16 protein-coding genes are annotated in these 13,176 nt (G+C 63.1%); 1 reads left to right on the top strand and 15 read right to left on the bottom strand.

From position 1 onward, the window contains the following. Positions 1-73 precede the first annotated feature (73 nt). Positions 74-985 carry a PHP domain-containing protein gene (locus DW233_RS04305; protein ID WP_118266886.1) on the top strand — a complete coding sequence of 304 codons (912 nt, stop codon included), beginning with the start codon at positions 74-76 and terminating at the stop codon, positions 983-985. A gap of 27 nt (positions 986-1,012) precedes the next feature. Here the strand turns inward: DW233_RS04305 and hisE are convergent, their stop codons facing one another. From hisE to DW233_RS04230, 15 genes are all read right to left on the bottom strand, one after another. Beyond that, the gene (hisE, locus tag DW233_RS04300) at positions 1,013-1,330 is read right to left on the bottom strand and encodes a phosphoribosyl-ATP diphosphatase (RefSeq protein WP_118266884.1); all 318 of its coding nucleotides are present in this window, start codon (positions 1,328-1,330) and stop codon (positions 1,013-1,015) included. 15 nt (positions 1,331-1,345) lie between these two features. Next, on the bottom strand, positions 1,346-1,573 hold the full coding sequence (locus DW233_RS04295; protein ID WP_117772820.1) for a hypothetical protein: 228 nt from the start codon (positions 1,571-1,573) through the stop codon (positions 1,346-1,348). After that, positions 1,570-1,911, bottom strand: coding sequence for a phosphoribosyl-AMP cyclohydrolase (gene hisI / locus DW233_RS04290; protein WP_118266882.1), 342 nt, complete (start codon positions 1,909-1,911; stop codon positions 1,570-1,572). The genes DW233_RS04295 and hisI overlap by 4 nt, the downstream gene beginning before the upstream one ends. A 143-nt stretch (positions 1,912-2,054) precedes the next feature. After that, positions 2,055-2,837, bottom strand: coding sequence for an imidazole glycerol phosphate synthase subunit HisF (hisF, locus tag DW233_RS04285; RefSeq protein ID WP_118266880.1), 783 nt, complete (start codon positions 2,835-2,837; stop codon positions 2,055-2,057). 3 nt (positions 2,838-2,840) lie between these two features. Continuing rightward, on the bottom strand, positions 2,841-3,584 hold the full coding sequence (locus DW233_RS04280) for a HisA/HisF-related TIM barrel protein (protein ID WP_118266879.1): 744 nt from the start codon (positions 3,582-3,584) through the stop codon (positions 2,841-2,843). After that, a complete protein-coding gene (locus DW233_RS04275) occupies positions 3,581-4,282 on the bottom strand; it encodes an imidazole glycerol phosphate synthase subunit HisH (RefSeq protein ID WP_233547937.1) in 702 nt (233 codons plus the stop codon). The genes DW233_RS04280 and DW233_RS04275 overlap by 4 nt, the downstream gene beginning before the upstream one ends. Positions 4,283-4,361: 79 nt before the next feature. Further along, a complete protein-coding gene (hisB, locus tag DW233_RS04270; RefSeq protein WP_117779030.1) occupies positions 4,362-4,949 on the bottom strand; it encodes an imidazoleglycerol-phosphate dehydratase HisB in 588 nt (195 codons plus the stop codon). Continuing rightward, positions 4,950-6,065: a histidinol-phosphate transaminase gene (gene hisC / locus DW233_RS04265; RefSeq protein ID WP_118266875.1), complete on the bottom strand. Its 1,116-nt coding sequence runs from the start codon at positions 6,063-6,065 to the stop codon at positions 4,950-4,952. 1 nt (position 6,066) lies between these two features. Continuing rightward, on the bottom strand, positions 6,067-7,503 hold the full coding sequence (gene hisD / locus DW233_RS04260; protein WP_118266873.1) for a histidinol dehydrogenase: 1,437 nt from the start codon (positions 7,501-7,503) through the stop codon (positions 6,067-6,069). Between the two features lie 105 nt (positions 7,504-7,608). Beyond that, entirely contained in the window at positions 7,609-9,324 is a 1,716-nt protein-coding gene (gene hisG, locus DW233_RS04255; protein ID WP_118266871.1) for an ATP phosphoribosyltransferase, read from the bottom strand. 169 nt (positions 9,325-9,493) lie between these two features. Then, complete coding sequence (locus DW233_RS04250; RefSeq protein ID WP_118266870.1) at positions 9,494-10,330, bottom strand: sugar phosphate isomerase/epimerase; 837 nt, start codon at positions 10,328-10,330, stop codon at positions 9,494-9,496. Positions 10,331-10,413: 83 nt separating this feature from the next. Next, positions 10,414-11,250: a PTS system mannose/fructose/sorbose family transporter subunit IID gene (locus DW233_RS04245; RefSeq protein WP_117564887.1), complete on the bottom strand. Its 837-nt coding sequence runs from the start codon at positions 11,248-11,250 to the stop codon at positions 10,414-10,416. Then, positions 11,240-12,031: a PTS sugar transporter subunit IIC gene (locus tag DW233_RS04240; RefSeq protein WP_118266868.1), complete on the bottom strand. Its 792-nt coding sequence runs from the start codon at positions 12,029-12,031 to the stop codon at positions 11,240-11,242. The genes DW233_RS04245 and DW233_RS04240 overlap by 11 nt, the downstream gene beginning before the upstream one ends. Positions 12,032-12,039: 8 nt before the next feature. After that, complete coding sequence (locus DW233_RS04235; protein WP_117564885.1) at positions 12,040-12,510, bottom strand: PTS sugar transporter subunit IIB; 471 nt, start codon at positions 12,508-12,510, stop codon at positions 12,040-12,042. A gap of 16 nt (positions 12,511-12,526) precedes the next feature. Beyond that, positions 12,527-12,943, bottom strand: coding sequence for a PTS sugar transporter subunit IIA (locus DW233_RS04230; protein WP_117564884.1), 417 nt, complete (start codon positions 12,941-12,943; stop codon positions 12,527-12,529). Positions 12,944-13,176: the final 233 nt, after the last annotated feature.

Below are 13,176 nucleotides of genomic sequence, written 5' to 3'. Positions count from 1 at the left end.
TTGCGGCGTTCCCGGCGCGCCAGGGACCGCGCCGTTACAATGGAGCGGATTCGCTTGACGCAAAGGAGTCGCCATGCCCGCCTGCCCGCTGGTCGATTGCCATACTCATACCTCGTTCTCGGACGGGCACGCCTCGTTCGAGGACAACGTCCGTGCCGCTGCTGCCGCCGGCTGCCGCGTCATGGTCTCGACCGACCACCTTACCCTGCCCGCCAGTATGGATGCTAACTGCGAGGTGCAGGTCGTCGAGGGCGACTTGCCGGCACATCGTTTGGCCTTTGAGGACGCCCGCAAACTCGCCGCGCAGATTGCGCCGGAGCTCACCTTTATCTACGGTTTTGAATGCGATTGGTACGAGGGCTGCGAGCCCTTGGTAGAGCACTGGTCCCAGGGCGCCGTCGTACGTCTGGGCAGCGTGCACTGGATTGGCAACCCGGGCGATATTGCGGCAGGCGCCGCGGGCACGGCAGGGACAGAGGACGTCGCGCGCCCCGATACACCCGATTCCCTTTGCGGTTGGATCGACGACGATACCAACCTGCATGTTTGGGAAAACTTAGGCGTGCGCGGCGTGTGGGAGTGCTACGTCGACGACTGGTGCCGTGCTTGCGAAAGCTCACTCAACTTTGACGCGATGGCCCATCCCGACCTGGTCATGCGCTTTTCGAAGGACGGCCTTGCACCCGACTTTGACCCCGCGCCGTTTTGGGAGCAGATAGCCGAATGCGCCCACGATACGGGTCGCCGCGTTGAGGTCTCGACCGCCGCACCGCGCAAGGGGCTCGACGATTACTACCCCGCGACCAGGCTGTTGCGCCGCTTCGCCCATGCCGAGGTGCCCATCACCTTTGGCTCGGACGCGCACCGCGCCTGCGACATCTGCTGGAACATCCGCGAGGCCCAGGCCCACGCCTACGACTGCGGCTACCGGGCCTTCGATATCCCCCACCCCACCGGCGAATGGGAATCCACGCCCCTCGCCTAACTAGTCGTTTAAGAACGTCCCCAATGACTAGTGGCGGCGGGCGTTGAGTTCGCCGGCCAGTTCGTCGAGGGTGATGCCGTAGCGCTCGAGCGTCACGAGCAGGTGGTAGATCAGGTCGCCGGCCTCGTAGCGGATGTGATCGTGGTCGTTATCCTTGCAGGCCATGATCACCTCGCTCGCCTCCTCGGCAAGCTTCTTGAGAAGCTCGTCCTCGACGTCGGTCAGCAGACGCGCGGTATAGCTCTCCTGCGTCGGCGCATCGCGACGGCCGTGAATCACCTCGGCCAGTCCCGTCAGCGTCTCACCGATGTTTCCCGGCTGCACGTTAGCTGTTCTGACTCCCATGGTTATTTCCTCTCGTTACTGCAGCGTAAAGTAGGTACCGGTCTCATCGAACCGAGGCTTTGCGCCCTTTTTCTCAAAGAACTCGACGATGACGGCATGGGCCTCATTGAGCCTTTCCTTCTCGGCCTCGAGCCAAAGCGACTGCGCCCCGCAGGCATCAGTCAGGTGCACGCGGCATGGCACGCCCGCGCGGAGGAGCTCGGTGTTGCATTCGGCGACCTCGAACGGCGTCACGACTTTCATCGCACTCCCCCTTCCACGCGCTTAAAGAAGCAGGTACGGTTGCCGGTATGGCAGGCCGGGCCCGGTGAGTCCACCTTGACCAGCAGCGTATCGCTATCGCAGTCGGCCCAGAGCTCCTTGACCTCCTGCATGTTGCCACTCGTCGCGCCCTTGTTCCAGAGCTCCTGACGGCTGCGACTCCAAAACCACGTGGTCCCGGTCTTGAGCGTCAGCCCCACCGATTCCTCGTTCATCCAAGCAACCATAAGCACCTCACCGGTGTCATGCTGCTGAACCACGCAAGGAATCAGCCCGCGGGCGTCGTACGTAAGTTTTGAAGGATCGGTTATCTCTTCCATTTCTCTCCCCAAATTCAAACTTCGCAGGTCGGCGAGGGTTGTCCAGGTGCCCGAGATTCCGAGCGACAAGCCCGACGACGCGTACTTAAAGTACGCGAGGAGGGTTGGAGCCGGAAGGTCGGGCGCCTGGGCAAGCCGCAGCGCTAGAAGTCCAACCTGACAGGGATGCCTTGAGAGGCCATATACTCTTTGACTTCGCGAATGCTGAAGGTTCCAAAGTGAAAGACGCTCGCCGCCAGCACAGCATCGGCCTCGCCCTCAATCACACCCTCGGCAAAATGCTCGAGCGTACCCACGCCGCCGCTCGCGATGACGGGGATTGGTACCGCGCGCGCCACGGCGCGGGTGAGCGCCAAATCGAAGCCGGCCTTGGTGCCGTCGCGATCCATGCTGGTCAGTAGGATTTCGCCGGCGCCACGACGAACCGCCTCCTCGGCCCACGCCACCGCGTCGATACCCGTAGCGTTGCGGCCGCCCGCCGTAAAGACCTCCCACTTATCGGCGCCCGGCTCCCCGGGCAGCCCCACGCGCTTGGCATCAATCGCCACGACCACGGCCTGGCTACCAAACGCCGCGGCAGCCTGGCTGATCAGCGACGGATCGCGCACGGCCGCCGAGTTGAGCGACACCTTGTCGGCACCGGCGGCAACCATGGTGCGCATGCCCGCCAGGTCGCGAAAGCCGCCGCCCACGGTATAGGGAATGGCCAGCTCCTCGGCCGCATGCGCCGCCATCTCGATAGTCGTCGCACGGTTGTCGCTCGTGGCGGTAATGTCCAGGAAGACAACCTCGTCCGCACCCTCGCGGTCGTAGGCACGTGCCAGCTCCACCGGGTCGCCCGCATCGCGCAGGCTCACAAAGTTGACGCCCTTGACCACACGGCCGTCCTTGACGTCTAGGCAGGGAATCACGCGCTTGGTAAGCATGGGCTACTCCTCCCCTCGGGCGGCGACCAGCGCCTGGGCCAGCGTAAAGTTGCCCTCGTAGAGTGCACGGCCGGTAATAGCGCCTTCAATCGCGCCCTCACCCACCGCGGCCAGCGCGCGGATGTCATCGAGCGTCGAGATGCCGCCCGAAGCCACGACGGGAAAGCCCGCGACCTCGGCCACATGGCGATACACCGCCACATCGATGCCCGTCTGCATGCCATCGCGCGCGATGTCGGTATACACCAGATGCTTAAAGCCCAGCTCGGAAAGCTGCGCCACGGCATCGTCGAGCGCCACGCCCGTGCCGTCGCGCCAGCCGTTCACCTTGACTTGGCCATCGCGCGCGGCGATGTCTGCCACCAGCAGCTCGCCAAAGCCGCGGGCGGCCACCTCGGCAAAACCCGGCTCGGTCACGAGCACCGTGCCCAACGCGATGCGGCGCGCGCCGTAGCCCGCCAGTTCATCGATGCGCGCGAGCGAGCGAACGCCGCCGCCCACGTCCACGGACAGGCCGTCGACGCCGCAGATAGCCTTAATCGCCGCCGAGTTGGCAGCGCACGTGTCCTCGTCCTCGCCAAAGGTAGCGGACAGGTCAACGACGTGCACCCAGCTCGCGCCCTGCTCGGCAAACGAGCGGGCAACGGCCATGGGGTCGTCGGAATATACCTTGCAGCGGCTGCGGTCGCCGCGCTCCAGGCGCACGACCTTGCCGCCGATCAGATCGATTGCGGGAAACAGGATCATCGGCCAACCTCCTCGACGATGTTGACGAAGTTCTTAAGGATGCGCTGACCCAGCGCGGAGGATTTCTCGGGATGGAACTGGCAGCCCCACACGTTGCCATGGCGCACGATGCACGGGAAGCTCCGCGTATAGTGCGTGCGCGCCAGCACATCGGCGGCATCGGCGTCGTCGGCCACCGCGTAGCTGTGGGTGAAGTACATGTTGGCGCCCTCGGCAAAACCGGCGAGCAGCGGGTCGGCCGCACCGGCGGGCGTCATGTGCACCTGGTCCCAGCCCACGTGCGGCACCTTCAGGCGGCTCGACTCCAGGCGCGTGCACGAGCCGCGCATGATGCCCAGGCCATCGACCCAGGGACCACCAGCCTGCTCGGAGGCATCGTCGTCCGCGTCCGCGTCCTCGTTCGCAGGCACGCCCTCGTTGCCGCGCTCAAAAAACAGCTGAAGGCCCAGGCAGATGCCGAGCAGCGGAGTTCCGGCGGCAACGGCATCGAGCACGGCCACCTCCTCGCCGCTCTGACGCATAAAGGCGATCGCGTCATAGAACGCACCCACGCCCGGGATGACCAGGCCGTCGGCGTTGCGGATCTGCTCCGGATCGTCCGACGTGCAGGCGGCAGCACCGGCGCGCGCAAGCCCGCGCACGACGCTCGACAAGTTGCCCTTGTGGTAGTCGACCACCACGATCTTCGGTTCGCCCACGCGACCCCTCCACTTCTCATCATCCAAAACCACCACAAAGAGGACAGGCATCTTCGTGGTGGTTTTACCCTTGTGACGGTTACAGCGAGCCCTTGGTGCTGGGGATGCCCTGCACGCGGGGATCGAGCTCGCAGGCGTGGCGCATCGTGCGGCCCACGGCCTTAAAGGCGGCCTCGATAATGTGATGCGAGTTGCCGCCCGCCAGCTCGCGCACATGCAGCGTGAGTTTGGCGTCGCGCGCAAAGGCGTAGAAGAACTCGACGGCCAGCTCGGTATCAAAGCTGCCCACGCGCTCGGTGGGCACGGGCAGCTCGCAGTAGGCCTGCCCGCGGCCCGAAATATCAACAGCAGCCATCACAAGCGTCTCGTCCATGGCGATCGCCGCGTCGGCAAAGCGCGTAATGCCCGCCTTGTCGCCCAGAGCCTGGCAAAACGCCTCGCCCAGCACAATACCCGTGTCCTCGACGGTGTGGTGCGCATCGACCTCCACGTCGCCCACCGCGTGCACCGTCAGATCGAACAGGCCATGACGGCCAAAGGCGTTGAGCATGTGGTCGAAAAACGGTACGCCGGTCGAGATATCGCACACACCAGATCCGTCCAGGTCGAGCTTTACGACAATGTCGGTCTCGCCCGTCTTGCGGGTTACCTCGGCATAGCGGTCCATCTACATCTCCCCCTTCACCAGCGCGGCAAACGCAGCCAGCACCTCGTCGTTTTCCTGCGGGGTACCCACGGTAATGCGCAGACAGTCCGCGAGCCCCGGCGCGTAGCTAAAGTCGCGCACCAAAATTGAATACTCGTCGCGCAGGAGCTCGCGCACGCGCGTGGCATGCGGCGTGCGCACGAGCACAAAATTCGCTGCACTCGGCCATGTCTCCACGGGCAGGCCCTCGGCAGCCATTGCGCACAGGGCGCACAGCTCGCGTTCGCGCTCGGATGCAACCTGTGCCACCACGGGCGCGTACGCATCGCGGGCACGCACGCAGGCAAGTGCTGCCGCCTGGCTCAGCACGTTGACCGAATAGATCTGGCGAATCGCCGCGAACACGTCGATGACCTCGGGCGCCGCGATCACATAGCCCAGACGCGTTCCGGCGGCGCCAAACGCCTTGGACAGCGTATGTAGAATCACCAGGTTGGGATGCTCGCTGATAAGCCCCTGCGCCGTGGTGGCCGCGCCAAACGAATCGTCGGCAAACTCCACGTAGGCCTCGTCGACCATCACCATGCCGGGGCAGGCATCGCACAGGGCCGCGACAAAGTCGAGCGGAGCAACGTCACCCGTGGGATTGTTGGGCGAGGTCACGATTGCCAGGTTGCACTCGGGTGCGGCCGCGAGCACAGCTGCCTGGTCGAGCTCAAAAGTTGCCGGGTCGCGCCACACGTCGCGCACCTCGGTCTGGCACAGAGACGCAAAGAACGCATACTCGCTAAAGCACGGCGGGCAGTTGAGCAGGGTCCTCCCCGCGCCGCCAAACGTCAGCAGGCAGTTATAGAGCAGCTCGTCACCGCCGTTGCCCACGCAGATATTCTCGCGCGTCACGCCATGCCAAGCGGCAAGCTCGTCGCGCAGGTCGTTGGACATGGGGTCGGGATAGCGGTTGAGCGGCGTGGCGGCAAACGCCGCATCAACCGCCTCGCGCACGCCGGCCGGCACGGGGTAGGTGTTCTCGTTTGCCGAAAGGTTGATGCGCGTGGGCGTAAAGTTGGGATCGTAGGGCTCGATGCCTGCCAGATAGGGCTGGACGAGCTCCTTCATGCGCGGCGTGAGTTCGGCCATATTAGGCCTCCCCGCCGGTTACGCCAGCGCCATCTGCGCCTGCAGCCGCCAGGTCCACGCCCTCGGCAGCCGTCGCCACGGCGTCGCCCGGCCAGGCAACCTTGGTCAGGTCGGCCGCGGCGAGCGACTCGGCGCTCACGGCATCCTCGCCCTGCTCCAACACGCGGCGGCGCAGTGCGGCCGAAAGCGCGTGCGCCCACAGGCCCTCGGCCTCGGCCAGGCGCTGCGTAGCGGGAGCATCGGAGAGCAGGCCCTCGGGTGTATAGCAAATGACACTCGAGCGCTTGACGAACTCTTCGACCGAAAGCGGGTTGGAGAACATGGCCGTGCCGCCGGTCGGCAGCGTGTGATTGGGGCCGGCAACGTAATCGCCGAGCGGCTCGGAGCTCCAAGCGCCCACAAAGATGGCGCCGGCGTTGCGAATGCCGCCGAGCAGGCCCATCGCATCCTTGCAATGCAGCTCAAGGTGCTCGGGCGCCACGGTGTTCACTGCCTCGACGGCAGCCGCCATGTCGGCGGCCACCACGATGGTACCTTCGTTGTCGAGCGAGGCACGCGTGATCTCGGCACGCGGGGACTGTGCCACCAGGATGTCGATACCTGCCTCAACCTCACGCGCAAACTGCTCGTCGCAGGTCACCAGATAGCAGGCCGCCAGCGGATCATGCTCGGCCTGGGCCATCAGGTCGGCCGCGACCACCATGGGCTTGGCCGTGGCGTCGGCCAGCACGCAGACCTCGGAGGGACCGGCGACCATATCGATACCCACATCACCCGAGACAATCTGCTTGGCAGCGGCGACAAAGGCGTTACCCGGGCCGGTAATCTTGTCGACACGCGGAATGGTCTCGGTACCGTACGCCAGCGCGGCCACGGCCTGGGCGCCGCCCACCATATAGATTTCGTCCACGCCGCCGAGCTTGGCCGCCGCGAGCGTATAGGGGCTAATCAGACCATCTTTTTGCGGCGGGGTCACCATGACCACGCGCTCAACGCCGGCGACCTTGGCGGGAACGGCGTTCATAAGCACGGTGGAAGGGTACTGCGCGCGACCGCCCGGTACATAGATGCCGGCCGCCGCGAGCGGGGTCACCTTAACGCCGAGCATCGTGCCGTCCGGGCGCGTGGTAAACCAGCTCTGCTCGACCTCGCGCTGGTGGAACTCGCGAATCTGGCGTGCAGCCTTTTCGAGCGCCGCGACAAAAGCGGGATCGAGGCCTTCGAGCGCGGCATCGATCTGCTCTTGCGGCAGACGGAAGCTCTGCAGATCAACGCCGTCAAAACGCTGACAGTAATCGCGCACCGCGGCATCGCCGTTGGCGCGCACGTTGGCCACGATATCGCGGGCGGCGTCGACGATATTTTGCGGCAGCACGCCCTTACGGTTGAGCTGGTTGGTAACGAGGCGCTCACCGGGAGCAAGCTTGATGGTCTTCATTTCGGTATCCCCTATCGGTCGAGGTTGTGTTCGAAAAACGAGAGACCGGGCGGCGGCGCCAGTCGGCCCGCCGCCCGGACGTTGGGGCGCCCGTGCGTGCTCGCGCTATTGTGCCGAGCCCGCAACGGGCTCAAAATACTTGTCCTTAACAGCCGCGGCCAGGCGATCTGCCAGATTGCGTACGCGCGGGTCCAGACGTGCGGCGCCCGGATTGACAAAGAAGCGGGCCGTGCAGTCCATGATGCGACCAGTAATAACGAGGTCGTTATCGCGCAGCGTGGCGCCCGTGGCGGTAATATCCACGATGCGATCGGTCATGCCAACGATGGGGCCCAGCTCGATGTTGCCGTGCAGCGAAACGATGTCGGCGTTCACGCCGCGCTCGGCATACCAGGTGCTCGCGATGCGCGGATACTTGGTGGCCACGCGAAGCGACCCGCGACGGGCATAGTTGCGCTCGGCCTGACCAGCGCGCCACGCGGGCTCTGCCTCAATGAAAGTGCACAGGCCGTAACCCAGATCGACCAGCTGCAGCAGGTTGAGGTCTGCCTCGATAAGCGAGTCCCAACCGCAGATGCCGCAATCGGCACCGCCGCAGCCCACAAAGGCGGGCGCATCGCTGGGACGCACGATGACAAACTCGATATCTCCGACCGCGCCCTCACCGGCACGCGTGTCGCGGCCGCGCACGATTAGGTGACGGCCCGGATCGCGCAACTCAGAGACGTCCAGGCCCGCGGCTTCGAGCACGTCGAGCGTGTCGGCCTTGAGCGAGCCCTTGGGCACGGCGATGCGTAGCGGGCCCTCGGCGCCACGGCCCACGGCGTGGTCGCCATCGGGGGCGGCGTCCTCGGCCGAGGTGCGCGCGGCCTCCAGACGCTCGAGCGAAAAGGCGAAACCCGCCGCCGGCACCTCGATGCCGTCGCCAAATGCGCCGGTAAAGATGGAGTCGTAGCGGCCGCCCGAACCGACCGGGTCAGGCAGGCCGCCGGCATAGGCCTTAAAGACCAGGCCCGTGTAGTAATCGAAAGAGTTCATGATGGAGAAGTCGAACGACAGCACCTGGGCGTCCCCGGGAGCCAGGCCCTCGACCAGAGCACGCAGCTCACGCGTGAGCGGCGCGACAATGCCCGCCGCCGCCAGCAGCGCATCGACGCGGTCGAGTACCTCGGCGCCGCCGTGCAAGCGCGGCAGCTCGCTAATGGCAACCTTGACGGCATCGGACTCGGCGCTTGCCGCCACGCGGGCATCGAGGCCCACAAAGTCGTTGGCGTGCACGCAGTGCAGGGCCTCGGCAGCCAGCTCGCGATCCTCGCACGCCGCGAGCAGCTCCTTAAACGGACGCACGCTACCTGCGATAATGCGCGCATCGGGCAGCGCCAGCTTGCGCACCGCCTCGGCCACGAGCGAGACAATCTCGACATCGCCCGCGGTGTCGCCCGCACCGATAAGCTCAAAGCCCAGCTGTGTAAACTGGCGCGAGCCGCCGGCATTGCGCTGACACTCGCGAACCACCGGCGCCTCGTAGCGAAGGCGCAGGGGCAGGTCGGCCGCGCGCATGCGGGTCGAAACCAAACGCACGATCGGCAGCGTGTTGTCGGGACGGACCACCAGCAGGCGACCGTCGTCATCAAAGAGCTTAAACGGCGTGTCCGCAATGCGGCCGCCTTCCTCGAGCGAACCCTTGTCCTCGAGCAGCGGCGTCTCGACCGGAAGGTAATGATGCTCCCCGAAGCAGCCCTTCACCGTCAGCGCAATCTCCTCGCGCGCCTGAGCCTCCTCGGGCAATATGTCCCGGAATCCCCACGGTGTGGCCGTCATCTGGTGAGCCTCCTCATGCTGTGTTTCATATAGAGCAGAAGACCGGCGTAGCTCCGCCGGTCTTCTGGGTACTTTAGCATACTAGAGTGCTTGCGGGGAAAATCCGTCGCAGCCGCTCACACCGTATTCATCTGGAAACATAGGGTAGGTTGCCGCAGCCCGACCCCACCTAGGCGCCAATCGCACGACGATACTCTGCCATTACCTGCGCATCGGCAGCTGCGGGGTCGGCAAAATAGCGCCCGTCATAGGTCTCGGCCGAAACAACTCCGCGATAGCCGCGCGCCACCAGCCTATCCAGGTCGGCGCGCATATCGCGGTCGCCGTCACCCCAGGCAAGATGCGTCGTGCCATCTGCCGCAACATCGACAAAATGCACGTGGGCGACATCATCGCCAAGCAGATCGAAATAATCGTCGATGGTATCCCCCGCCACCGCCATGGCGCCCATATCCAGACACGCCTTAAGTGCCGGATGGTCAACTGCCTCGATCATGCGCTTCGTGTCGGCCGCCGAGTTCACGATTATCGACTCAACCGGTTGTAGAGCCTCGAGCACCAGTCGCACGCCGCGTTCTCCCGCATGCTCGGCAATCGCACGCAGCATCGAGGCACTGCGACCCCACGCGTCCTCGATCGGCTCGTTCAAAAATGCCCAGCCGCTCGAGACCATGACCTGCTCGGCTCCAAGTTCCGCCGCGATATCTACAACGTTCTTAAAGTACGCGAGCGTGCGGGCACGCGCCTCATTCCCGCGCGCCGCGATATTCCACGGCTTGGGGTTGTTCTGTTCGGGACAAAGTCCCACAATCCGAACCCCATACCGCTGTGACAGCTCCCGCACCTGCTCGATCGAATCGTATCCATGGCAATCGACATACAGATGCATCGCCCCGGTCCAAAGCTCGCAACACGTGTAGCCCGAGGCCGCTGCCGAGGAAAAGAATTCCTCAAGGTCAAAATAACGATGGCTGATATTCATGACGGCAAGCTGCGGATACCCCATCTTGTCCACCTTTCGGCAAAAGGGCGCCGCAGCACAATGTGCGCGACGCCCCCTCTTACATTGTTTTAATTATGACGGATGCCCTACTGAACACCAAGCACTCCAAAGAACGCGCCGGCGATACTCACGAGTAGAATCACGAGCATGATGAGCAGCGGATTCATCTTCTTCTTGAGCATGAGATAGACAATTCCAAACAGCCCCATCGTGACAAAGCCCGGGAAGATTCCGTTGAGCAGCTCGGCGAGCGTCTGAGCGCCATCGCCCGCGCCGACCATGAGCGGAATGTCCACGGTGACCATCTCCATGGTCATAGCACCGATCACCATGGCGCCCATGATAGAGGCCATCTTGACGATCGTGTCCATAATGCCCGATTCCTGGACCTTGCTGATCATGTCCGAGCCAAAGCGATATCCCACAAACGTCAGCAGGTAACGGATGATGTAGTGAGGAACGTTGAACACGAGCAGGAACAAAATCGGGCCAAGAATAGAGCCCTGCAGCGCCAGCGACGTGCCGACACCCGTTGCCAAAATTCGCAGCGTGCCCCAGTAGAAAGCATCGCCCACGCCGGACAGCGGCCCCATCAAAGCAAGCTTGACATTAGAGATCGCGCTCGTGTCAAAGCTATCGTCAGTAGCGTTGACCTCCTCCATTGCAGCGGCGATGGACATGGGAAGCGTCGAGATGTACGGCGTGACGTTATAGAGCTCCATATGGCGCTTAAGGGCGGCCTTAAAGTCCGCATCCTGCGGATACAGCTTGCGAAGGATCGGCATAAGGGCCCACATAAAGCCGATATGGCCCATACGCTCGTAGTTCCAGGAATGCTCATAGGGAATCGAGCGCCAGAACAGCTTCTTAAGGTCTGCGCGGGAAATCAGCCCGTCGTAAGAAGACTCAAACTTAAAGCTCATCGAACCCACTCCCAATCGCAGGATCCTCGGTTGCCGCTGCGGGCTGCTCCGCTTTTTTCTTATCACCCAAAACCGTCATCGCGACGACGATGATCGCGGCAAAGATCGCCACACCCGTCGTGCTAATGCCAAAGTAGGCGACGAGGAAGAAGCCAGCGAAGAAGAACGGAGCCACTGTTTTGTTCATAATCATCTGCGCCAGCATCGCAAAGCCGAGTGCGGGCAAGAAGGCGGCGGCGACATCCATGCCGGTCTGAACGAAATCGGGGATGATGTTGAGCAGGCTGGCAACAGCATCGGCACCAAAGAAGAATGCCAGGGGAATAATCAGCAGGCCGCACCAGCTCTGCGCGTAACCGGCGATGAGCATGTTGCGCGTGATGGCCTTGGTGTCTCCGTCCTCGACGTTTTTGTCGATACGGTGCACCAGCAGCAGCATGACCGGTTGGCCCAGGGCCGTGTCGAGCGCCAGGACGATCGTGGCGATAGGAATACCCAGGGTCAGGGCCGCCGAAGCGTCCGCGCCGGCCTGCATGGCAAGAGATACGCCCAGGATAGTGCCGGAAATCGTATCGGGCGGGTTATAGGCGCCGACCGAGATGGCGCCGACCATGGCAAGCTCCATCGTGGCGCCCATGATCGTGCCGGTCACCATGTCGCCCATGACAAGGCCAACCAGAGGTCCGAGCACGATCGGGCGCTGGAGGTAGCTCGTGCCCGTCAGCCACTCGGAATAACCCAAAAGGGCAATAAGGAAAATCAGGATTGTCTTGATAACCATGACGGCCCCTAACCGATGACCTTCGCGGCGTCAGTCTTCGCATCTGCCGGAATCATCTGAATGAACAGTTCATAGCCCTCGCCGAGCAGCTCCTTCACGTAGGCCTCGTTCTCGGGCGTGAGGAACACGCTCGTCGAGACCTGGCGGGCATTCTCGCTAAAGGCAACGTTGCCGAGGTTGATCTTCTTGACTCCCATCGCCTTGGCGACGGCACCGGCCTGCTGAATCGTCTCGCAAACCACGAAGAGTTTGTACTTATCGGTCACACCGCTCTGGAGCGCCTTGACAGCATCCTCGGTGTTTTTGACGACGACCTTGCATCCTTCGGGCTTTGCAAGGGACAGGGCCTGCAGACGAAGCTTGTCATTGAGGACCGTGTCGCTCACTAACAGGATGCAGTCGGCACCCAGAGCCGAGGTCCAGCTAACGGCAACCTGGCCGTGAAGCAGTCGATAATCTACACGAATCATCTGAATCATGATGTGCTCCTAACGATTAAAACTCATCGAGTTCGGCCTGCCCCAGCAGGTCGTTGACGTACTTGACCTTAGTGTCGTCCGCCTCGACGATCTGGCGAATGGCCTCGTCGATCGGAGTGGAATCGGGTACGAACAGCAGCTGAATAAGGAGTGGCAAGTTCATATTGGTCACGAGGTGCGTGTTGGGACGCGTCTGGACGATCTTGGTGAACTCGTTGTTGACGCTGCCGCCAAAGAGGTCAGTGCACACGACAACTTCGTCGTCCGCGGCAAAGCCGTCCAGAATCGCTGCAGCCTCCTTGGACAGGTCCTCGTTTCCGTCGACATACATAGAGAGCGCATGGACGTTTTCGCGCTCACCGGAAAGCAGGCCGATGCTCTCGACGATTCCAGACGCGAAATGAGCATGGGACGCCACGATAAACTGCCTCATTCGATCCCCTTCCTAGCGAATTTCGGCATAAAAATGCCCGGACGCATGCGCCCGGGCAGGGTGCTTCTTAAATGAGTGGTCAACTATTAGTAGTCGAACTGGTGATAGTAGCGACGGTAGTTGAGGTTGTGCTTGGTGACCGTCTCGTAGTAAGCGGCAAGGCGATCGGTGATCAGCGAGGAAAGGATCCACGGAGACACGATGACGCGGAACTCGTCGTCAAGGCCGGGGAT

It is taken from the genome of Collinsella sp. AM20-15AC (assembly GCF_003471405.1).
Lineage (GTDB): Bacteria > Actinomycetota > Coriobacteriia > Coriobacteriales > Coriobacteriaceae > Collinsella.
The sequence above is the reverse complement of the archived record's forward strand: the minus strand, read 5'-3'. Positions and strand labels throughout refer to the sequence as shown.